Below are 19,346 nucleotides of genomic sequence, written 5' to 3'. Positions count from 1 at the left end.
GAAACTGCGCCGTCGACTGTCAAGGATAATGGTGGCTCAACTACACAAGGAGCCAACATGAGCATCATCACAACCCTGATAGCCCAGCCTGACAATACCCTACAGCGCGAAAAAATGGCGTGCCTGTTAAGCCGCTTGTTCAAAGGCGAATTAGATCCCGCAGAGGTGTTCACGCCCGATTACCAGCAGTACACGGATGGTCACGCGCTTGATTATCGGGGTTTTGTGCAGCACCTGAACCACGTCCGCTCGCAGATCCGCGCGATCGCATTCAGGGTAGAAGAGCTGGCCTGTCACGAGAATCTTTTAGCAGACCGGCACTGGGCTACGGTGACGTATCCAGATGGTCGCCAGGCGGAATTAGAGGTGTATATGTTTGCCGCACTGCGCGAGGGTAAAATCTGTCGTATCCATGAAGTGACGCAGACGATCGGCGGCGATGCTTCAGACCGCGCGCTCGCCCACGCCACGCAATAAGCTCACCCTGCGCGCACAACGGCAACTGCCGTTATGCGCGCTCTGTTACAGGGAGATCTTCAGGCGTCGAACCGCTTCTTTAAGCTGCTCATCCGTTGGGGTGACGAATGACATGCGCAGCGTTGTCGGGTCCGGTTCGTTGCAGTAGAAGAACTCGCCCGGTACAAACACCACGCCGTTGCTTAAGGTTTTTTCCAGCCATTTCGTCGTATTCATGCCGTTGTTCATTTTTGCCCACAGGAACATCCCGCCCTTCGGCTTGTGGAACGACATCACATCGCCCAGCTCGGCTTCCAGTTCCGTTGCAAACGTCTGGTATTTCTGGCGATAGGCCTCGCGGATCATTTTAATCTGGTTCGCCAGACGCCCGGTTTTCAGGTACTCGTAGGTCATCAGCTGGGACAGCGTGCTGGTGTGCAGATCGGTGGTTTGCTTGAGGTTCACCACCGCGCGCTTCAGCCATTCCGGCACCAGCACCCAGCCTACGCGGGTGCCCGGCGCGAGGATTTTGGAGAAAGTAGAGGTGTACACCACGTTATCCTCATTGCCGATATCTTTCGCATGGGCAATCAGCGGGCGGAACACGTCGTCGGTGTAGTTAATTTCGCTGTACGGATCGTCTTCGATAATCACGAAATCATAGCGCTTTGATAATTCAACCAGCTGTTTACGGCGCGCCTCGGAAAGCGTTACGCCGCCAGGGTTACCAAAGGTTGGAACGATATAAACCGCCTTGATGGTTTTCTTCGCCACCAACGCTTCAAGTTCATCGACCTTCATGCCGTCGCCGTCGGTGCCGACGGATTCAAAATTCGCCTGTGCCAGGCCAAAGACCTGCAGCGCGGCGAGATAGGTAGGACGTTCAACGACAACCGTATCGCCCGGATTAATTAACGCACGCGCCAGCACGTCCAGAGATTGTTGAGAGCCGGAAGTAATGACCACGTCATCGGCCTTACAGGCGATGCCGCGCCCCTCGCAGATGCGTTTAATTTCTTCGCGCAGCCCCGGTACGCCTTCCGTCAGGCCATACTGGAACGCCTCGCCAAAATTCTGTGACAACACGGCATCGGCGGCAATTTTAAGCCCTTCGCGATCGAACAGGTCCGGATTAGGAATACCGCCGCCCAGCGAAATCACGCCCGCCATTTTGCTATGTTTTAATAATTCACGGATGGCTGATGATTGCAGGCCCTGCGCGCTGCTGGCGAGTTTGTTTGCAGACATTCTTTGATTACCTTCTTTTTTTATATTGTGCCCAATCTTAGCAGAATATGAGCAATAAATTCCGTTAGCTTAGGGAGGGGACGCAAATCCTGACGCCACAGTAAATGCACCGGCCTCGGCGCGGGCGTGAACGGCTCCAGCACACGCACCAGCCTGCCGCTTGCCAGCTCTTCCGCCACCAGCACTTCCGGTTGCAGCAGCAGCCCTGCCCCGGCTCGCGCCGCCATGCGTAAGCCGTATCCGTCGTTGCATCTTAAGATCGCATCCCGCTTCCAGCGCACCTCCCCTTCCGCACCCGGCAGCCGCCACTCGTTGCGCGCGGTCCACACCGTGTGCGACAGGCACAGATGATCCACCAGATCGGCGGGCGTCTGCGGCGTGCCGTGTCGCGCCAGATAATCCGGCGCGGCGCAGATCACCATGTTGTAGGGACACAGATATTTCGCCACCAGATCGTCATTGCGGATATCGCCAATGCGAATGGCCAGATCGACCCCCTCTTCCACCAGATCGACCATCCGGTTGGTGAGATCCAGTTCGATACGCACTTCCGGGTAGCGCTGCAAAAATGTGGCCGTCAGAGGGGCGATCGCGCAGCCGCCAAACGACGTGGGGGCGGTGACGCGCAGGGTGCCGGCGGGCGTCGCGCGCAGCCGTTCAACCGCGCTTTCGGCAATCGAGACCTGCTCCAGCACGCGCCTGGCCTCTTCGAAATAAACGCGTCCGGCGTCGGTCAGGCTCTGGCGACGGGTATTGCGCTCCAGCAGCCGCGTGCCGAGCTGAGATTCGAGCAGCGCAATATATTTCCCGACCATCACCGCCGACATCTCCAACCGCGCCGCCGCGCCGGTGAAGCTGCCGCTCTCTACCACCGCGATAAACGTCTCCATGCCGCGAAGCTTATCCATATTCCAAACCCCTGGTTAGTAATCATCTAACTTTAGCCCAGTTTATCTGACTTTTAATTTATTAAAGAATGAGGGCTCACAACATGAGGAGTCGGATATGAAAATCGTCATTATTGGTGCCAGCGGTACGGTCGGTCGTGCCGTAACCGAAGAGTTAAGCCGTCGTCACGAGGTCATCCGCGTGGGTCGCACGCGGGGCGACTACCAGGTGGATATCACCTCGCAGGCGAGCGTGCAGGCGCTGTTTGAGAAAATCGGCCCGGTGGATGCGATTGTCTCCGCCAGCGGTGGTCTCTACTTTGGCCCGCTCGCGACCATGAAGGACAGCGACTTCAACCAGGGCCTGCAGGACAAGCTGCTCGGGCAGGTGCGTCTGGCGCTGACCGGCCAGCATTATCTGAACGAAGGCGGCTCGATTACGCTGATAAGCGGGATTGTGGCGCACGAGCCAATTGCGCATGGCGTAAATGCCACCACGGTCAATGCGGCGCTGGAAGGGTTTGTCCGCGCCGCAGCCTGCGAACTGCCGCGCGGGATCCGCATTAACCTGATTAGCCCAACAGTACTGACGGAATCCGCCGAAGCGTATGACGGGTTCTTCCCTGGCTTTGAAAGCGTTCCCGCCGCGACCGTGGCCCAGGCCTACCGCCGCAGCGTGGAAGGGGTGCAGAGCGGGCGGGTGTATAAGGTAGGTTACTGAGCCTTACGGGCGGACATCAGCACCAGCATCGGGCGCTCCGCCTCTTCGGACAATGCAGGCCAGGCGTCAATCTGCGCCTGCGTTGGTCCCCACTCATTGACTTCACTTATCGTTAACCCGGCCTTTATCAGCGCGTTAAGCGTGGTGCCCAGCGTGCGGTGGTATTTAATCACTCCATCCGCCAGCCAGTTGCTGACGCGCTGGCTTTCGTCCTGATAATGGTTCACGCCCCAGAACCGCTCGCCGCTGTCGTCGGTCAGCCAGCCCTGACGGGTGGCGCAGGTGTAAATTGGGTGCTCCATCGAGAAGACCAGGCTGCCACCCGGTTTTAGCGCGCGCTGAACGTTGGCGAATAGCGTGTCCAGCTCCGGCAGGTAGTGTAGCGCCAGCGAGCTGTAGACCAGATCGAGACTGTTTTCGCGAAGCTGAAGAGATTCCAGATCGCTACGCTGATAGTGAATCTCCGCGTCATCCGTCAGTTCAGCCGCGCGGGCAAGCATTTTTTCTGAGATATCGACGCCCGTAACGTCAGACGCGCCCAGCTCGCGCGCCGCGCGGCAGAACCAGCCGTAACCGCAGCCGAGATCGATAACCGCTTTGCCGGTTAAATCAGGCAGCATTGCCTTGAGCGCAGGCCACTCAGGCGCACCGTCCAGCCCCTGCACCGAGCGCGGAAGCTGAGCGTAGCCTTCAAAAAACGCCGGGTTGTCGTAGATGTTTTGTGCCATGGCAGATCCCTCTTTAAGAATGTGCATAGCAGTATACTGCATTGTCGGGTGGCGGTTTCACCTTACCCGACCTACGATCCCATGTTGACCCGGTAAGCGCAGCGCCACCCGGATCGCTTTTAGCCAACAACACCCCAGACGAGATTCCCCTTGTGGAACGTCGCGGTGCGCGGAGAAATGCGCGCCACCGCCTCGGCGGAACAGGAGGCGTCCACCAGCACAAAGCTGGCGTCGTCCTGCGCTTTCGGCCATACGCGTTCACCTTTATCGTTCAGCGGCAGCACGTCGCCGGTGGCGATGCCGAGCGCGCGGGAGAGCGTCTGCTCGTTCGGGCGAATATAGAGCTGGGCGTACAGATTGGCTTTCTCCAGCATGTCCCCCAGACCGTACGGCGACCAGTGGTCGATCACGCTGTCGGTGCCGGTCATAACAAACACGCCCTTCTCCCGCAGCTGCTTCAGCGGCATGTGCAGGGTGCCAATCGGCACGGTGGAGGCGATGGTCACCTGCTGCGCCGCCATGCGGGTGGCAATCTCATCCACCTGCTGCTCGTTGAGCGTCGCCAGCGCGAAGGCGTGGCTGATGGTCAGCTTCCCCTTCAGCTCCGGCGTTTTCTCCACGGTTTCCACCATGTAGTTCACCGCCGCCACGCCCGCCGGGCTGGTTTCATGGAGGTGAATATCCACCCCTTTGTCGTAATCCAGCGCAATCTGGAACATGGTATCGAGCGATTTCTCCATCGCGCCGTCAACGCTGGTTGGGTCCAGCCCGCCTACGTAGTGCGCCCCCGCCTGCATCGCCTCGCGCATCAGCTTTTCAGCGTTGGAGAGCAGCAGGCCGTGCTGCGGGAAGGCAACGATTTCGCAGTCAAAACCTGCGCTGCGGCGCGCCAGCACCGCCTGCAAATTTTCCAGGTTTTTCAGGCCGGAAACCGGCTCAATATTGCAGTGGCTGCGGGCGATGGTCGACCCTTTCGACTGGATCAGGTCGATCAGCTTTTCGGCACGTTCTTGCGTGTAGGGCTGTAACTCCGGCAGCAGCTTCTGCTCCAGGCGGATCATGTCCTGAATGGTGGTGCCCGCCGGACGGTTCAGGGAGCGCCACGGGCCGCCGTAGAAGGTTTTATCCAGGTGAATGTGCATGTCGCGCATCGCCGGAAGCATCAGCTTTTTACCCGCGTCGTAGTGCGGCAGGGTCGCGTCGGCGTGGCTGCCGTTGTCGCGCAGGGCGACAATTTTCCCGTCTTTGATCTCCAGCGTTTTCAACTCGGTGCGGGTGCTCGTCGCCACGCTGCCCTCGAAATTAAACCCGGCTTCAAGCAGCACGTTGTCCAGATAGTAATGTTTCGCGATGATCTTCATCGGTTTCCCCGTCTCGCAGGTTGCCTTTGCAGTGTCGGCAGCATACGCGACGGAGCCGGTTGCGCCAAACAGCGCGCAGGCGGTGACCATTTTGCCGCTCTGGCTGATAAACTCGCGGCGGCTTTTGTTTTCACTCATCTTATCTTCCTTCATTAACAATGTGGGTACCCGTTTCACCGCGCAGCGCCGCGGGCAGGCAGTCCGGCGAGGTGATGATCACGCGCCTGCCGCCGTGTCGTAAAAATGCCAGCGAGGCGACGATTTTGGGCAGCATGCTGCCCGCCGGAAAGTGTCCTTCATCCATGTAGCGCGTCATCAGCGCCACGCTGACGGTGTCCAGCGCCTGCTGGTCTGGCTTGCCGAAGTTAACGCAGACTTTCTCCACGCCGGTGGTTATCACCAGCACGTCGGCGCAAATCTCACGGGCCAGCAGCGCGGTGGAGAGATCTTTATCGATAACCGCATCCACGCTCTGATAATCCCCCTGCTCGCTGCGCACCACGGGAATGCCTCCGCCGCCCGCGCCGATGACCACAAAACCTTTCTGCGTTAGCGCCTTAATCGCATCCGCCTCGACGATGCGCAGCGGCTGGGGCGAGGCCACCACGCGGCGATAGCCCCGGCCTGAATCCTCGACAAAATGCCAGTCCGGGTGCGCGAGCTGTAGCTCGTCGCGCTGTGCCTCGCTGAAGAACGCGCCGATCGGTTTTGTCGGGTGCGTAAAGCCGGGATCGTTTTTATCCACCTCCACCTGAGTGACGACCGTGACCGCCTTTTGCTCCCCGCGCGCCGCCAGGCGGTTGTTAAGCGCCTGCTGGATCAGGTAGCCGATGCCGCCCTGGGTATCCGCCACGCAGTTTGCCAGCGGGGTCAGCGGCAGCCCTTCCCGCTCGTGGGCGATCTCGGCGCGGCGCAGATCCAGCCCCACCTGCGGGCCGTTGCCGTGGGTGAGGACGATGTCATAGTCGGAGGCCAGCATTTCAAGCACCGACTCGGCCACCGCTTTGACCGCCTGCGCCTGATGTTCAACCGACTGGCTGGCGTTGTCTTTGATAATGCTGTTGCCGCCGATGGCGACGACCATAAGCTCTTTCATACGTTTTCCTTCGCAACAGTAACTTCTGCGCTCGCAACTTCGCGGCTGTCGAGGAAATGCTTCACCACAAACATGCCGCCCATCATCAGGTAGGCCGTGACGAACATCAGGGAACTGCCCTCGGCAAAGCCCACCACTGGCGCGTGGATCACGCCAAACAGCGCCAGCAGCGCGCCTCCTGCGGCGGCGACGGCCCCGCGCAGCGGTTTGTTGATGATGGCGAAGATAGCGATACAGCCCCAGAGCATGCTGGCGAGCGGCGCACCGTTGCCGAGGTGCATCAGCCCCTCGTAGTAGATCCCTTTGCTGTGCAGCACGTCGGTGCCAATTTTCGCCGCGCTGGTTCCCGCCGCGCTCATCACGCTGTTCATCATGGTCAGCGCCCAGTTAGCGATCCACGGGAACAGGCAGATAAAGATGACGGGCACCTCCACTTTCGGCGTTTCCCGCACCACCTGGTTGGCGGTGACGACGCCGATAAACACCAGAATCGGCACGATAGCGGTCATCGGTATGATGGCGAGCATAAAGGCCCCCAGCCCGAACAGCGGCACGATGAACATGGTCACGCCGGACGCCAGCGTGTAACCGATGCTCGCCCCCATCGCCTTCCAGCCGGGATGGCCCACATAGACCGTGACCGGGAACGGGTTGCCCATCAGGCAGCCGAGCATGGAAGCCAGGCCGTTCGCCAGCATCACCTTGCGGGTCGGGTACTCATCCCCCGCCGCGTGGGCGCTTTCGATGTTCTCCAGGTCAAAGATGTAGTTCGCCAGCCCCAGCGGTACGGCGGACGCCAGATAAGGCAGCGCGTGCGGCAGGCCCTGCATAAAGCTGTCCACGTGCACTTCCGGCGGGTTAAAGCCGAAGGATGACATGGACGCCTTGATGGCATCCGGGCTTTGCAGTCCGGAAATCCACGCCAGCGCCGTTCCGGCAATCAGCAGCAGCAGGCCGGTCGGGATTTTGGCGAAAATCGGCTTTTTACCGAACCAGTTAATAAAGATCAGCAGCAGAACGATGAACGACACGGTGGGCGCTTCAAACGCCTGCAACATCGGGTTCATCGCCAGCAGCAGCAGGCCAAGACCGGACAGGCACGACAGCAGCACGGTACGCGGGATCATCTTGCGGATGGTCTCACCCAGGAACGAGCCGCCCGCGAGGATCATCGCTTCCACGAAGCACCACACCAGGCCAATCTGAATCGCGAAATCCGCATCACCGGTTTGCTGGTAGACGGGCATCAGGACCAGGAAGGTCACGGTAAAAATCGAGGGTGCGCTCGGGCCGGACGGCAGCGCGGTGACGTCCGTACGTCCGGTGGCGCGCGCCATTTGCAGGCCAAACCATGTGTAGCATAAGCTCGCTACCAGCACCGCCAGCCCGAAGGCCGGCGCGATGCGTCCATAAACAATCTCCTTCGGGATGCCGACGACAAAAATGAGCAGCCCCATCATGGTCAGCAAATTAGTCAGGTTGTTGGTCATCAACCCGAAATAGGCCGCCCAGTCACCTCTTTTCCACTCCAGTTTCATGTTTTTCATGGATGCATACCTTATAGAACGTAGCGATCGCGGAAGGTCAACAGCGCCTTTTCAAAACAGCTAAACGGCGGGTGAACGATGCCCGCCCCAATCATGCCAATGCCCGCGTCTTTGTGGGCAATGGCGGTGTTGATCACCGGCAGAATGCCGCTGCCCGCCACTCTGGTGATGTCGATGGCGGTTGGAATGCCCATAAACGACAGCAGCGGAATGGTGACGTTCGGGTTCTCGCCGAGGGTGATTTCGCGCATCTGGCGCGAGAAGTCGATGGCTTCCTCCACCGTGCCGCCCACCAGCGCAACGATGGCCGGTGCCGTCGCCATCGCAAAGCCGCCGATGCCGTAGGTTTCGGTGATGGCGCTGTCGCCAATATCCAGTCCGGAGTCTTCCGGCTTGTAGCCCGCGAACATCGGGCCAATCACCTGTTGCGCCGGGCCGGTAAACCACTGCCCCGGCAGGCCGGAAACGCGCAGGCCGAACTCGTAGCCGTTGCGCGCCATGGTGGTCACGACGGTGCTGTATTCAATGCCGTGAGCGGCATCCAGCGCGGCTTTACACATCGCCATCCACGTCGGGCCGGAGAAGTAGTCGCTGCTGGCGACAAACTCAAACACCTCGCGCTGCTGCTCCACCGGGTAGCCCGCCTGAATCAGCCCCGGCGTCAGCGCCTGGATCAGCAGCGTGGTGCCGGCGTTGTTGCGGTTGTGGCACTCGTCGCCCATGTGCAGCGCCTGGGCCAGCATCAGGCGCAGGTCGATTTCGCCGATGATATTCATCGCGTCGCGCAGCATCGGGCCGAGCACGTCGCGCATCCAGTTCAGGCGGTCGATCACGCTCTGGTCGTTAGCGCCCATACGCAGGATCTTCGCCATCTGCTCGCTGAGGTTGGTGAACGCCCGGTTGCCGTAGGTTTTGTTCTCAACGATGTGCATAAACATCGAGGCGGAGGTGACGCCTGCCATGGAGCCCACGCAGTCGTGCTCGTGGCACGGCGAGAAGGTGATCTCGCCTGAAGCCGCCAGCCTTGCGGCATCCTCCAGATCCGTCGCCAGCCCTTCAAATACCAGCGCACCGGTAACCGCGCCCTTCATCGCCCCGCACATGTTTTCCCAGGCGACGGGCGGACCGGCGTGCAGAATGGTGGTGCGGGTCATGCCCGGCACTACGTTAATTGCCTGGTCATAGCCCACCAGCACCGGGTGAGACTGGATGATGCGCTCAAGGGCGATTTTGTTCGCGGCGGCGATCTTCTCCGCCAGCGGTTTCTCTGCCAGCTGGTCGAGCGCTTCTACCACCTGCATGTTGCCCTGCCCCGGCGGCGTCCAGTCGAGCTGGGTCACGGGAACGTGCTGCTTTTTGAGGTCGTCGCTGAACATCGCAATGCCGACGTTAATGACGTTAAGCGGCTGGTTGAATAAAGTGGTCATTATGCTTTCTCCCCTCTGCAGACAAATTCACGTGCCAGTAATCCGGTGTTGGTGCTGCTGCTGGCCCAGATGACGCCTGCGTCGGTCAGCCGCTGGCACTGCTGCGCCAGCGACTGCGGATCCTGGTCGGTGCCGAGCACGTAGCCGAGGATCTCCAGCGGACGGTTATCGGCCTTCGCGATCGCCTGCGCCTCTTTGATCGCGTCGATCATCACCCCCACCGGATCCTCGTGCGCGCCGAAGCCGAGCACGAAGTCCATCACGATGACGCCCACCTGCGGATCGCGCGCCTCCTGTAGCAGGCGGCTGATGCGGTTGGTCGGGTCGATCATTGGGTGCGGTTTGCCGTTGGTGAAGTCGTCGTCACCGAAGTCCAGGAAGGTGTGGGCCTGGCTGACGCTAATATCCTGCAGGCGCTTAGCCGGATCGGGCTGGATATTGCTCCAGACATCGTCGAACTTCTCCAGCGCGGCAAACATCGCTTCGTCGCACAGGGTGCCGCCGCAGAACAGGCCGCGAATGTACTTCTGCTGCGGGGTCAGGCGGGCGCGCACCTCTTCAATCAAAGGCCAGTTGAGCGGATGCAGATCCAGGGACTCTTTTTTAATGCCGGTAAGCAGCACCGCCTTCAGCGCCGCTTCTTTGGTGCCGCGCGCAAACTGCAGGCCGTCTTCATCGGCGGGCGGTTCGCTGCGGCCGAGGAAGCAAACAACCACCGGCTTGCGGCAGGCTCTGGCGCGGGCCAGCACCTTTTCTGCCACCGCTGGCGCAGGCGGCTTGGAGATGAGCGCAATCACCTGAGTGCCCTCATCCGCCTCAAGCATGTCGATGGCGTCGAGCATCATCAGGCCGCCGATTTTTTCGCTGAGATCGCGCCCTCCGGTGCCGATCAGCTGCGACACGCCGCCGCCGAACTCGTGAATGCGCACGCTCAGCTCCTGGCTGCCGGTGCCGGAGGCGCCAACAATCCCAATCGGCCCGCGACGCACCGCGTTGGCGAAGCACAGCCCCGCACCGTTGATGATGGCGGTTCCGCAGTCGGGCCCCATCATCAGCAGCCCTTTCTCATGCGCCAGCAGCTTCAGCGCCAGCTCGTCGTCGAGCGACACGTTATCGGAGAACAGCATCACGTTAAGATCGTTTTCCAGCGCCTGACGCGCTTCGCGGGCGGCAAAGGTGCCGTTGACGGAAATGACCGCCAGGTTGCTGTCCGGGCGATGAGTTTTGGCGCTGGCAATCGTCGCGTAGTGTGCTTCATGGGTGCCGCTGCTCGCTTTATGGGTAAATAAAGCCTCTATTTCCGCCAGCGTTTCATCGTTCGCCGCGTCGCCTTTAATCACGATCATCAGGTCGCCATTTTTGGCTTCCGCTAATTCCGGCGTGAGCAGCCCGAGATTTTTCAGAACGCCTTTATTCATTTCCGTCGCCATTGCCACAAACGCCTGTTCGACACCCGGCAATTTATTGGCTTTGGTGGAAACCGACATTAAGGAAACCGAATCGAAATACGTGTTCTTTTTTATGACGATTTTGGTTGGCATTGTTTTCTCCTGAATACGGATAAAAGGGGGCCGCCGTCGCGCAGAATGCACGTCGGTAAAAATACTGTTTGAATTAACGGCCAGCCGGACGTGGCTGGCCGAATGCGTTATGCGCCCGCCGCCAGCAGCAGGTCGGCTATTGCATCGAAGCCTTTTTCCCGCGCCAGTTCGAGCGGGGTTTTGCCGTATTTATCGGTCATATGCGGATTCGCGCCGTGATCCAGCAGCAGCTTCACAATTTCCTGCTGCTTTGCGCCGCCGTCATTCAGCACGATGGCTTCCAGCAGCGGCGTCCAGCCGACAAAGTTAGTGTGGTTGACGTTAATATCGGTTTTTTCCAGCAGCTCGCGCACGATTTCAACGTGGCCTTTTTCACTGGCAGGGGTAATGCCCACGCCGCCGAAGCGCGTCAGACGGTCGAGATCCGGATTCGCCGGAAGAACGATGCGCAGCAGGGTTAAATCATTAGTCAGGCAGCTTATCAGGAAGGGGTTAAAACAGGTCTGGTCCTGTTTATCAATATCCGCGCCGGCGGCAATTAAAAATTCCACGCAGGCATAATGCTTTTTCAGGCTGGCAATAATAATGGCGGTTCTTTTCTGGCGGTTGGTGGCGTTAATATCCACGCCGTTATCCAGGCAGGCTTTTAGCGCGTCGATGTTGCCCTCTTCTGCCGCCAGCAGAAATTCCGTAACGAGTGCGTTTGCAGACATATTCAGTCTCCCAATGTTTCACTTCTGATGACCTGAGAATAGCAACAGCCTGGTCACAAAAGAATCCGCTTAAAAATGATTCATCGACACGCAATTCATTGTTGAGTTAAATTCAACAGTCAGGCTAAAACGTGCGTCTGTGCAACCTTTTTCTTATGGTTTACCGTTTTTTAGCGCCTCAGGCAGCATTATCCTTATGGTTGTAAAAGCCTTGCAGGACGCGGCTCCGCGTAAATAGTCAGAACTGTGACAGACTTCAAATATGATGTAACGGCGCTGTTAAAATATGTTCAAAACTGATGGCTGAGGATGCTGTGATATGAATTCCATCTTTACCGAAGAGAACCTGCTGGCCTTCACCACCGCGGCACGCTTCGGCAGCTTCAGCAAAGCCGCCGCCGAGCTGGGTGTGACGACCTCCGCCATTAGCTACACCATTAAGCGCATGGAGACCGGGCTGGACGTGGTGCTGTTTGTGCGCAACACGCGCAGCATCGAGCTGACGGAGTCCGGGTTTTATTTTTACCGTAAGGCCACCGACCTGCTGAACGACTTCCACGCCATCAAGCGCGGGATTGATACCATTTCGCAGGGCATCGAGGCGCGAGTGCGCATCTGCATTAATCAGCTCTTGTATACGCCGCGCCATACCGCGCGTTTGCTGCAGGTGCTGAAAAAGCAGTTTCCCACCTGCCAGATCACGGTGACGACCGAGGTGTATAACGGCGTATGGGATTCGATCATCAACAATCAGGCCAACATCGCGATTGGCGCGCCGGATACGCTGCTGGACGGCGGCGGGATTGATTACACCGAAATTGGCGCCATTCGCTGGGTGTTTGCCATCGCGCCGGAACATCCCCTCGCCTTTGTTCCCGAACCGATTGCGGAGAGCCAGTTGCGCCTGTACCCCAACATCATGGTGGAAGATACCGCGCATACTATCAACAAGAAGGTCGGCTGGCTGCTGCACGGGCAGGAGGCAATTCTGGTGCCGGATTTCAACACCAAGTGCCAGTGCCAGATTCTGGGGGAAGGGATTGGCTTTTTGCCGGAATACATGGCAAGAGAAGCGATGGAAGACGGTCTGCTCATCACGCGGCGTATTAACAATCCGCGTCAGGACTCGCGCATGCTGCTCGCCACGCAGCATGCGGCGACCGGCCAGGTGACGCGTTGGATCAAACAGCAGTTTGGCCCGGAAGGCGTGTTAACCGGTATATACAGTGATTTACTGTGGCGTGCTTAGTTTTTCGTCTGCACCCAAAACGCGTGGATAAGGCCCGGGAAGTAACCCAGGATGGTCAGAAGGATGTTCAGAATAAACGCCCAGCCCAGTCCCTTGCCAAGCAGCACGCCCAGCGGCGGGAGAATAATCGTAAAAACAACGCGCCAAAAACCCATAATCACTCCGTGCAAGCTAACCAATTGAAAATTAAAAAGAGACATTTCTCTAAGCATAGCCAGTTTACGGGTTACTGCCATTCGTCTCTCGCGCTTTTACCTGCCTTTACCCTCTTTACACTGGCTTAAGCCCTTCCTTAAATGTTCTACTTCTCATAAATTGACCGTAAGGAAACACCATGTCTCTTTCTCTTATTTCGCCACAGCAGGCGAACGCGCTTATTAAAGAAGGCGCAAAACTGATTGATATTCGCGATCCCGATGAGTATGCCCGCGAGCATATTCCGGCAGCACGCTCCATACCGCTGGATTCTTTACCCGGCGGGCTCAACGCTGCCCCTGGTGAAACGGTGATTTTCCACTGTCAGTCCGGGACACGGACATCAAACAATGCTGCGCGACTTGCGCAGGCAGCGTTGCCGGCTCAGGCCTTCGTGGTTGAGGGGGGCATTCAGGGCTGGAAGCAGGCCGGGCTGCTGACCGTTGAAGATAAATCCCAGCCGCTCCCGCTGATGCGGCAGGTACAAATTGCCGCCGGGCTGCTGATCCTCTGCGGCGTGGTGCTGGGTTATAGCGTCTCCAGCGGCTTTTTCCTGCTGAGCGGTTTCGTCGGTGCCGGGCTGCTTTTCGCCGGTGTGACAGGTTTTTGCGGTATGGCACGGTTGCTGAAAGTGATGCCGTGGAACCGTCATACCTCATAAGCAGTAATCAATGAATTACGCTGTACCCGGCATCAGACGTCGGCTAAGGTGAAGATCGCTAAAACGATGAGGAGGTTATATGTTTTCTGTCGGTGATTATGTGCAACCGCTAAAAGGCGGCCCAAAGCTGAAAGTGCTCGAAGTGAACGGTGAAAACGTGGTGGCGGTACAGGCCAGCAATGAACAAGGCGAGAAATATACGCTGAAAGCGGCCGATTTGGCGCCGTATACCGAAGAAGGTGATTTCGGCGTCTGCTGAACAGACAACCGGGCGGCTTGTTCCGCCCGGTCCACGTATTAGATCAGAAAATCATCCAGTGATTTACCCTCTGCCAGCGCGCTGGCAATAGGCTTCGGCGTGCGACCCTGGCCGGTCCACGTTTTTTCTTCACCGTTCTGGTCAATAAAGCGATATTTCGCTTCACGCGGTTTACGCTTTTTAGTCGGTTTACCCGCCTGCGCCAGTTCTGAACCCAGCAGGTCAGTCGGAGAAATACCATCGGCTTTCATCAGTTCCAGCAGGGTATTAATTTTTTCCTGCTGTTCAGCGCGCTGCTGCTCTAATTCCGCCAGCTCATTGCGTTTTTCTTCAGTAACGACCCTGACCTTTTCCAGCATTTCCTCAAGAACGTCCAGGGTTAATTCTCGCGCCATCGCGCGCAGGGTTCGGATATTATTAAGATTCTGTAACGTCAAAGACATATTATTGAAAACCTTTTCTTTGGGGTAAATAGATAAATCGCCCCAAGAATAATTCATTTCAGTTGAAATATCTACCCAAAGGTCCAAACGGGCATAAATGTAAATATATTTAAATATCGCCGTTAATAATAGCGCATAGCATTGGCGGGAAACACGTGGATCTAATCACCGAATCAATATAAATGGTCAACTTTAATCCAAATCACAGCATACTGCGCTATCATCAGGGGAGTGGATTTCTGCGTCAAAAGCAAAACATCTAAGCCACTGATTTATATAAGTAAAACATTTGATGAGACAGATTATAACGAACCGGATAAAAAACAACCAATTTTAGAGAATATTGTGGACAAAAGGCGAGTAAATAAAAATTAATCACTAGTTGTTAGTTCAAACATAGAGATATACGCTATACACCTCAAACAAACCAACCTAAAGCACTAGCCGCTGAAGGAAAACCGATTCCACTGCGTTCTTCTCAAGGAGTTCAGACATGTTCTCGCCGCAATCTCGCCTGCGCCACGCGGTGGCGGATACTTTCGCGATGGTTGTCTACTGTTCCGTTGTGAACATGCTGATTGAAATATTCCTCTCCGGAATGACCTTCGAGCAGTCACTTTCTTCTCGTCTGGTGGCGATCCCGGTCAATATTATTATCGCATGGCCTTACGGGCTATACCGCGATGCCGTTATGCGTTTCGCGCGCCGCATCAGCCCGGCGGGCTGGATGAAAAATCTTGCCGACGTGCTGGCGTACGTCACGTTCCAGTCGCCGGTCTACGTGGCTATTCTCCTGACAGTGGGCGCGGACTGGCACCAGATCGCCGCAGCGGTCAGTTCGAATATCGTGGTATCAATGCTGATGGGTGCGGTATACGGCTATTTCCTCGACTACTGCCGCCGCCTGTTTAAGGTCAGCCAGTACGGCCAGGTAAAAGCGTAATGTGAAGCGACTGGCGAAAGCCAGTCGCAGATTTACTGTACGTCGCCAAACAGTCCCTTCAGAAACCGCTCCAGCGCCATACGCGAACTGAAACCGTGCGGAATACCATAATGCTCATGCCGTTCACCGCCTAAATAGAGCGGAAATTGCTGATAGTGATCGCAGGTTTTAATATCCGAGGCAGGCTCAGCAAATGACAGACTTCTGTCTTTCAGCGTCGGGTGAATAATGAGAGCGGTACGTCCCATCCTGGCTTCACGATTAACATAAACATAATTCTCGCCGCGGCGATATCCATACGCTTTTGGCGTCACCTCATCCATGGTGAATCCCTCTTTTTCAAGAACGCGTGCCACCTCGTCAGGTCGTAAATACATATCTTTTCCTCGTTATCTTTTCCTGCCCGGCAACCTTACAGTAATCAGCATTAGCAGGGCTTTCAGAATAGTCCATAAACTGGCGGATAACGCGTGACGCGCTTCAGATATTAAATTTCTGAACTAAACTAAACGGGAACACAAAATTACGGAGGATCGTATGTTTAACAGACCGAACCGAAACGATATTAACGACGACGCGCAGGATATTCGTAATGATGTCAGCCAATTAGCGGACACGCTTGAGGAAGTGCTGAAATCCTGGGGATCGGATGCGAAGGATGAAGCAGATGCTGCGAAACGTAAGGCTCAGTCTCTGCTCCGTGAAACCCGCGCCCGTATGAACGGACGTTCACGCGCTACGCAGGCGGCCTGCGACATGGCAAGCTGTGCTACGACCTTCGTACGTGAAAAACCACTGTGTACGCTGGGAACCGTCGCGGCGGTCGGCATTTTTGTCGGAGCCCTGCTCAGCCTGCGTAAGTAAGCCCGCATTCTCAACCCCGGTAGCCTCAGGCGCCGGGGCTTTTTTATGCCTGTAAGCCTGAAAAACCCGTACAGCCCGCCCTGCCCCGCTGTGCTCATCATCAGGGCAATATTAATCTTAATTTCCCATATCTTGTATGGTTGAATCTTTTATCAACTACATCTAGTATTCCCTTTAGAAAGACACACACTCTATGACGCGTTAACTCGCGCCGTTTTCTCATTCTAAATGGAAATACGAATCATGAGCATTATTATTTACACTCGTAACGATTGTGTTCAGTGCCACGCCACCAAACGGGCGATGGAGAGCCGCGGCGTGGCGTTTGAGATGGTAAATATCGACCTGGTGCCCGATGCCGCGGATACCCTGCGCGAACAGGGATTTCGTCAGCTTCCGGTGGTGGTTGCCGGTGATACCAGCTGGTCTGGCTTTCGCCCGGACATGATTAACCGCCTGAGCGCTCAGGCCACGCGTGCATGAGTGGGCTGGTCTTCTTCTCCAGCAGCTCAGAAAACACGCTCCGCTTTATTGAGCGCCTCGGGCTGTCTGCGGTGCGTATTCCGCTCAACGAGCGGGAGCGCATTCAGGTAGACGAACCTTACATTCTGGTGGTGCCCAGCTATGGCGGCGGCGGTACGGCAGGAGCAGTACCCCGCCAGGTGATCCGCTTTCTGAACGATCCTCATAACCGGGTACTGATTCGGGGCGTGATCGCGGCGGGCAATCGTAATTTTGGCGATGCCTTTGGCCGCGCCGGGGATGTCATCTCTCAAAAATGCGGCGTGCCGTATCTCTATCGTTTTGAACTGATGGGGACACAGCAGGACGTAGAAAACGTGCGTAAAGGAGTGAACGAATTTTGGCAACGACAACCGCAGAACGGGTAATTCAGGCGACGCCGGACTACCACGCATTAAACGCGATGCTTAACCTCTATGACCGTGAGGGGCGCATTCAGTTTGGCAAAGATCGCGAGGCGGTAGAAGCTTTTTTCGCCGCCCACGTGCGGCCCAACAGCGTGACGTTTGCAAGCCAGAATGAACGTCTCGACTATCTGGTTAACGAGGGCTACTACGAGGAGCGCGTCCTGGCCCGCTACGATCGTCCCTTCGTGGTAAGACTGTTTGAACGTGCGCACGCCAGCGGTTTTCGCTTCCAGACGTTTCTTGGCGCATGGAAGTATTACACCAGCTACACCCTGAAAACCTTCGACGGCAAACGCTATTTAGAAAGCTTTGAAGATCGCACCGTGATGGTGGCCCTGACGCTGGCCCAGGGCGATGAAGCGCTGGCTGAACGGCTGACGGAGGAGATCCTCTCCGGCCGCTTCCAGCCCGCCACGCCGACGTTTCTCAACTGTGGTAAAGCCCAGCGCGGCGAGCTGGTCTCCTGCTTCCTGCTGCGCATCGAAGACAATATGGAGTCGATTGGCCGTGCGGTGAACTCGGCGCTGCAGCTTTCCAAACGCGGCGGCGGCGTGGCGTTTCTGCTCTCGAACCTGCGGGAAGCGGGCGCGCCGATCAAGCGCATCGAAAACCAGTCCTCGGGCGTGATCCCGGTGATGAAGATGCTGGAAGATGCCTTCTCCTACGCCAACCAGCTTGGCGCACGCCAGGGGGCGGGGGCGGTTTACCTGCACGCGCACCACCCGGACATCCTGCGTTTTCTCGATACCAAGCGCGAAAACGCCGACGAAAAAATCCGCATCAAAACCCTGTCGCTCGGCGTGACGATCCCGGATATCACGTTTAAGCTGGCCAAAGAGAATGCCGACATGGCGCTCTTCTCGCCGTATGACGTGGAGCGTATCTACGGCAAAGCGTTTGGCGACGTGGCGATAAGCGAGCTTTATGACGAGCTGGTTGCAGACGATCGCATCCGCAAGAAATACATCAACGCCCGCGATTTCTTCCAGACGCTTGCGGAAATTCAGTTTGAATCCGGCTATCCGTACATCATGTACGAGGATACGGTAAACCGCGCCAATCCGATTGCCGGGCGCATTAACATGAGCAACCTGTGCTCGGAAATTTTGCAGGTCAACAGCGCCTCCGCTTACGACGAAAACCTGGACTACGCGGAGATCGGCAAAGATATCTCCTGCAACCTCGGGTCGCTGAATATTGCCCACACCATGGATTCGCCGGATTTTGGCCGCACGGTGGAGACCGCCGTTCGCGGGCTGACGGCGGTATCGGACATGAGCCACATCCGCAGCGTGCCGTCCATCGAGGCGGGCAACGCCGCGTCGCACGCCATCGGCCTGGGACAGATGAACCTGCACGGCTATCTGGCACGGGAAGGCATCGCCTACGGCAGCCCGGAAGGGCTGGATTTCACGAATCTCTATTTCTACACCGTCACCTGGCATGCGCTGCATACCTCAATGATGCTGGCGCGCGAGCGCAACCAGCGGTTCGCAGGCTTTGAGCAGTCGCGCTACGCCAGCGGGGCGTATTTCAGCCAGTATCTGGAAGGCGACTGGCAGCCGAAAACCGAAAAAGTGCGCGCGCTGTTTGACCGCGCCGGCATTACCCTGCCGACGCGCGAGATGTGGCAGCAGCTGCGCGACGACGTGATGCGCTACGGCATTTATAACCAGAACCTGCAGGCGGTACCGCCGACCGGTTCGATTTCCTACATCAACCACGCCACGTCGAGCATTCACCCGATCGTGTCGAAGATTGAGATTCGTAAGGAAGGCAAAACCGGACGCGTCTACTACCCTGCCCCGTTTATGACCAATGAGAACCTGGCGCTGTACCAGGACGCGTACGAGATCGGCCCGGAAAAAATCATTGATACCTACGCCGAGGCCACGAAGCACGTGGACCAGGGGTTGTCGCTGACGCTCTTCTTCCCGGACACCGCCACCACGCGGGATATCAACAAAGCGCAGATTTACGCCTGGAAGAAAGGCATCAAAACGCTGTACTACATTCGCCTGCGCCAGCTTGCGCTGGAAGGCACCGAAATCGAAGGCTGCGTATCCTGCGCGCTGTAA

At 57.2% G+C, this 19,346-nt stretch carries 22 protein-coding genes; 10 read left to right on the top strand and 12 right to left on the bottom strand.

From position 1 onward, the window contains the following. Positions 1 to 57 precede the first annotated feature (57 nt). On the top strand, positions 58 to 477 hold the full coding sequence (locus tag IM265_RS09940; RefSeq protein ID WP_023619020.1) for a nuclear transport factor 2 family protein: 420 nt from the start codon (positions 58 to 60) through the stop codon (positions 475 to 477). Positions 478 to 522: 45 nt separating this feature from the next. On the opposite strand, the gene IM265_RS09935 is transcribed toward IM265_RS09940, so the two are convergent. Continuing rightward, the gene (locus IM265_RS09935) at positions 523 to 1,704 is read right to left on the bottom strand and encodes a PLP-dependent aminotransferase family protein (RefSeq protein ID WP_047367525.1); all 1,182 of its coding nucleotides are present in this window, start codon (positions 1,702 to 1,704) and stop codon (positions 523 to 525) included. 20 nt (positions 1,705 to 1,724) lie between these two features. Next, on the bottom strand, positions 1,725 to 2,612 hold the full coding sequence (locus tag IM265_RS09930; RefSeq protein WP_063437854.1) for a LysR family transcriptional regulator: 888 nt from the start codon (positions 2,610 to 2,612) through the stop codon (positions 1,725 to 1,727). A 97-nt stretch (positions 2,613 to 2,709) separates the two neighbouring features. Here IM265_RS09930 and IM265_RS09925 point away from each other — a divergent pair, with 97 nt between their 5' ends. Then, positions 2,710 to 3,312: a short chain dehydrogenase gene (locus tag IM265_RS09925; RefSeq protein WP_193031121.1), complete on the top strand. Its 603-nt coding sequence runs from the start codon at positions 2,710 to 2,712 to the stop codon at positions 3,310 to 3,312. Here the strand turns inward: IM265_RS09925 and IM265_RS09920 are convergent. The 7 genes from IM265_RS09920 to IM265_RS09890 form a co-directional block, all read right to left on the bottom strand. Further along, a complete protein-coding gene (locus IM265_RS09920; protein ID WP_193031119.1) occupies positions 3,306 to 4,040 on the bottom strand; it encodes a bifunctional 2-polyprenyl-6-hydroxyphenol methylase/3-demethylubiquinol 3-O-methyltransferase UbiG in 735 nt (244 codons plus the stop codon). The genes IM265_RS09925 and IM265_RS09920 overlap by 7 nt on opposite strands. A 119-nt stretch (positions 4,041 to 4,159) precedes the next feature. Continuing rightward, positions 4,160 to 5,539 (bottom strand): amidohydrolase family protein, encoded by a 1,380-nt coding sequence (locus IM265_RS09915; RefSeq protein WP_193031117.1) that lies wholly within the window; start codon positions 5,537 to 5,539, stop codon positions 4,160 to 4,162. Position 5,540: 1 nt separating this feature from the next. Next, the gene (locus IM265_RS09910; RefSeq protein ID WP_136485154.1) at positions 5,541 to 6,497 is read right to left on the bottom strand and encodes a carbamate kinase family protein; all 957 of its coding nucleotides are present in this window, start codon (positions 6,495 to 6,497) and stop codon (positions 5,541 to 5,543) included. After that, a complete protein-coding gene (locus IM265_RS09905) occupies positions 6,494 to 8,044 on the bottom strand; it encodes a hypothetical protein (protein WP_045260886.1) in 1,551 nt (516 codons plus the stop codon). Before IM265_RS09905 ends, IM265_RS09910 begins: the two co-directional genes overlap by 4 nt. Positions 8,045 to 8,055: 11 nt before the next feature. Then, the gene (locus IM265_RS09900) at positions 8,056 to 9,471 is read right to left on the bottom strand and encodes a DUF1116 domain-containing protein (protein WP_048959576.1); all 1,416 of its coding nucleotides are present in this window, start codon (positions 9,469 to 9,471) and stop codon (positions 8,056 to 8,058) included. Then, complete coding sequence (gene fdrA, locus IM265_RS09895) at positions 9,471 to 11,012, bottom strand: acyl-CoA synthetase FdrA (RefSeq protein WP_193031115.1); 1,542 nt, start codon at positions 11,010 to 11,012, stop codon at positions 9,471 to 9,473. Before fdrA ends, IM265_RS09900 begins: the two co-directional genes overlap by 1 nt. A 107-nt stretch (positions 11,013 to 11,119) precedes the next feature. Continuing rightward, positions 11,120 to 11,725 (bottom strand): ankyrin repeat domain-containing protein, encoded by a 606-nt coding sequence (locus IM265_RS09890; RefSeq protein ID WP_041908539.1) that lies wholly within the window; start codon positions 11,723 to 11,725, stop codon positions 11,120 to 11,122. Positions 11,726 to 12,044: 319 nt separating this feature from the next. Here IM265_RS09890 and IM265_RS09885 point away from each other — a divergent pair, with 319 nt between their 5' ends. Continuing rightward, positions 12,045 to 12,974: a LysR substrate-binding domain-containing protein gene (locus IM265_RS09885; protein WP_028014168.1), complete on the top strand. Its 930-nt coding sequence runs from the start codon at positions 12,045 to 12,047 to the stop codon at positions 12,972 to 12,974. Here the strand turns inward: IM265_RS09885 and IM265_RS09880 are convergent. Continuing rightward, positions 12,971 to 13,129: a YqaE/Pmp3 family membrane protein gene (locus IM265_RS09880; protein WP_032644909.1), complete on the bottom strand. Its 159-nt coding sequence runs from the start codon at positions 13,127 to 13,129 to the stop codon at positions 12,971 to 12,973. The two genes, IM265_RS09885 and IM265_RS09880, sit on opposite strands and share 4 nt — an antisense overlap. A 179-nt stretch (positions 13,130 to 13,308) precedes the next feature. Here IM265_RS09880 and IM265_RS09875 point away from each other — a divergent pair, with 179 nt between their 5' ends. Both IM265_RS09875 and IM265_RS09870 read left to right on the top strand, forming a co-directional pair. Continuing rightward, complete coding sequence (locus tag IM265_RS09875; RefSeq protein ID WP_028014169.1) at positions 13,309 to 13,830, top strand: rhodanese family protein; 522 nt, start codon at positions 13,309 to 13,311, stop codon at positions 13,828 to 13,830. Between the two features lie 79 nt (positions 13,831 to 13,909). After that, positions 13,910 to 14,089, top strand: a complete 180-nt coding sequence (locus tag IM265_RS09870; RefSeq protein ID WP_028014170.1) for a hypothetical protein — start codon at positions 13,910 to 13,912, stop codon at positions 14,087 to 14,089. Between the two features lie 38 nt (positions 14,090 to 14,127). On the opposite strand, the gene stpA is transcribed toward IM265_RS09870, so the two are convergent. Then, the gene (gene stpA, locus IM265_RS09865) at positions 14,128 to 14,532 is read right to left on the bottom strand and encodes a DNA-binding protein StpA (protein WP_041908535.1); all 405 of its coding nucleotides are present in this window, start codon (positions 14,530 to 14,532) and stop codon (positions 14,128 to 14,130) included. A gap of 493 nt (positions 14,533 to 15,025) precedes the next feature. Here stpA and alaE point away from each other — a divergent pair, with 493 nt between their 5' ends. Beyond that, positions 15,026 to 15,475, top strand: a complete 450-nt coding sequence (gene alaE / locus IM265_RS09860; protein WP_028014172.1) for an L-alanine exporter AlaE — start codon at positions 15,026 to 15,028, stop codon at positions 15,473 to 15,475. Positions 15,476 to 15,507: 32 nt separating this feature from the next. Here alaE and IM265_RS09855 read toward each other — a convergent pair whose 3' ends face one another. Next, positions 15,508 to 15,852, bottom strand: coding sequence for a DUF2002 family protein (locus IM265_RS09855; RefSeq protein ID WP_023308923.1), 345 nt, complete (start codon positions 15,850 to 15,852; stop codon positions 15,508 to 15,510). A gap of 160 nt (positions 15,853 to 16,012) precedes the next feature. On the opposite strand from IM265_RS09855, the gene IM265_RS09850 reads away from it, so the two are divergent. The 4 genes from IM265_RS09850 (at position 16,013) to nrdE (ending at position 19,346) form a co-directional block, all read left to right on the top strand. Next, entirely contained in the window at positions 16,013 to 16,339 is a 327-nt protein-coding gene (locus IM265_RS09850) for a DUF883 domain-containing protein (RefSeq protein WP_023308924.1), read from the top strand. A gap of 243 nt (positions 16,340 to 16,582) precedes the next feature. Next, a complete protein-coding gene (gene nrdH, locus IM265_RS09845) occupies positions 16,583 to 16,822 on the top strand; it encodes a glutaredoxin-like protein NrdH (protein ID WP_041908533.1) in 240 nt (79 codons plus the stop codon). Continuing rightward, positions 16,819 to 17,229: a class Ib ribonucleoside-diphosphate reductase assembly flavoprotein NrdI gene (gene nrdI / locus IM265_RS09840; protein ID WP_192971704.1), complete on the top strand. Its 411-nt coding sequence runs from the start codon at positions 16,819 to 16,821 to the stop codon at positions 17,227 to 17,229. Before nrdH ends, nrdI begins: the two co-directional genes overlap by 4 nt. Further along, a complete protein-coding gene (gene nrdE / locus IM265_RS09835; RefSeq protein WP_150144955.1) occupies positions 17,202 to 19,346 on the top strand; it encodes a class 1b ribonucleoside-diphosphate reductase subunit alpha in 2,145 nt (714 codons plus the stop codon). Before nrdI ends, nrdE begins: the two co-directional genes overlap by 28 nt.

Origin of the sequence: Enterobacter cloacae complex sp. P17RS (assembly GCF_014895885.1) — a bacterium.
Lineage (GTDB): Bacteria > Pseudomonadota > Gammaproteobacteria > Enterobacterales > Enterobacteriaceae > Enterobacter > Enterobacter bugandensis.
Note: the sequence above shows the minus strand (reverse complement) of the source record. Positions and strands in the feature narration are given on the sequence as shown.

Excerpts from the sequence above, each read along its gene's own strand:
- IM265_RS09900 (WP_048959576.1), bottom strand. The coding sequence starts at position 9,471 with ATGACCACTTTATTCAACCAGCCGCTTAACGTCATTAACGTCGGCATT.
- fdrA (WP_193031115.1), bottom strand. The coding sequence starts at position 11,012 with ATGCCAACCAAAATCGTCATAAAAAAGAACACGTATTTCGATTCGGTT.
- IM265_RS09915 (WP_193031117.1), bottom strand. The coding sequence starts at position 5,539 with ATGAGTGAAAACAAAAGCCGCCGCGAGTTTATCAGCCAGAGCGGCAAA.
- IM265_RS09850 (WP_023308924.1), top strand. The coding sequence starts at position 16,013 with ATGTTTAACAGACCGAACCGAAACGATATTAACGACGACGCGCAGGAT.
- alaE (WP_028014172.1), top strand. The coding sequence starts at position 15,026 with ATGTTCTCGCCGCAATCTCGCCTGCGCCACGCGGTGGCGGATACTTTC.
- IM265_RS09885 (WP_028014168.1), top strand. The coding sequence starts at position 12,045 with ATGAATTCCATCTTTACCGAAGAGAACCTGCTGGCCTTCACCACCGCG.
- IM265_RS09910 (WP_136485154.1), bottom strand. The coding sequence starts at position 6,497 with ATGAAAGAGCTTATGGTCGTCGCCATCGGCGGCAACAGCATTATCAAA.
- IM265_RS09940 (WP_023619020.1), top strand. The coding sequence starts at position 58 with ATGAGCATCATCACAACCCTGATAGCCCAGCCTGACAATACCCTACAG.
- nrdI (WP_192971704.1), top strand. The coding sequence starts at position 16,819 with ATGAGTGGGCTGGTCTTCTTCTCCAGCAGCTCAGAAAACACGCTCCGC.
- IM265_RS09880 (WP_032644909.1), bottom strand. The coding sequence starts at position 13,129 with ATGGGTTTTTGGCGCGTTGTTTTTACGATTATTCTCCCGCCGCTGGGC.
- IM265_RS09930 (WP_063437854.1), bottom strand. The coding sequence starts at position 2,612 with ATGGATAAGCTTCGCGGCATGGAGACGTTTATCGCGGTGGTAGAGAGC.
- IM265_RS09935 (WP_047367525.1), bottom strand. The coding sequence starts at position 1,704 with ATGTCTGCAAACAAACTCGCCAGCAGCGCGCAGGGCCTGCAATCATCA.
- nrdH (WP_041908533.1), top strand. The coding sequence starts at position 16,583 with ATGAGCATTATTATTTACACTCGTAACGATTGTGTTCAGTGCCACGCC.
- IM265_RS09855 (WP_023308923.1), bottom strand. The coding sequence starts at position 15,852 with ATGTATTTACGACCTGACGAGGTGGCACGCGTTCTTGAAAAAGAGGGA.
- IM265_RS09925 (WP_193031121.1), top strand. The coding sequence starts at position 2,710 with ATGAAAATCGTCATTATTGGTGCCAGCGGTACGGTCGGTCGTGCCGTA.
- IM265_RS09890 (WP_041908539.1), bottom strand. The coding sequence starts at position 11,725 with ATGTCTGCAAACGCACTCGTTACGGAATTTCTGCTGGCGGCAGAAGAG.
- IM265_RS09920 (WP_193031119.1), bottom strand. The coding sequence starts at position 4,040 with ATGGCACAAAACATCTACGACAACCCGGCGTTTTTTGAAGGCTACGCT.
- IM265_RS09905 (WP_045260886.1), bottom strand. The coding sequence starts at position 8,044 with ATGAAAAACATGAAACTGGAGTGGAAAAGAGGTGACTGGGCGGCCTAT.
- IM265_RS09875 (WP_028014169.1), top strand. The coding sequence starts at position 13,309 with ATGTCTCTTTCTCTTATTTCGCCACAGCAGGCGAACGCGCTTATTAAA.
- IM265_RS09870 (WP_028014170.1), top strand. The coding sequence starts at position 13,910 with ATGTTTTCTGTCGGTGATTATGTGCAACCGCTAAAAGGCGGCCCAAAG.
- stpA (WP_041908535.1), bottom strand. The coding sequence starts at position 14,532 with ATGTCTTTGACGTTACAGAATCTTAATAATATCCGAACCCTGCGCGCG.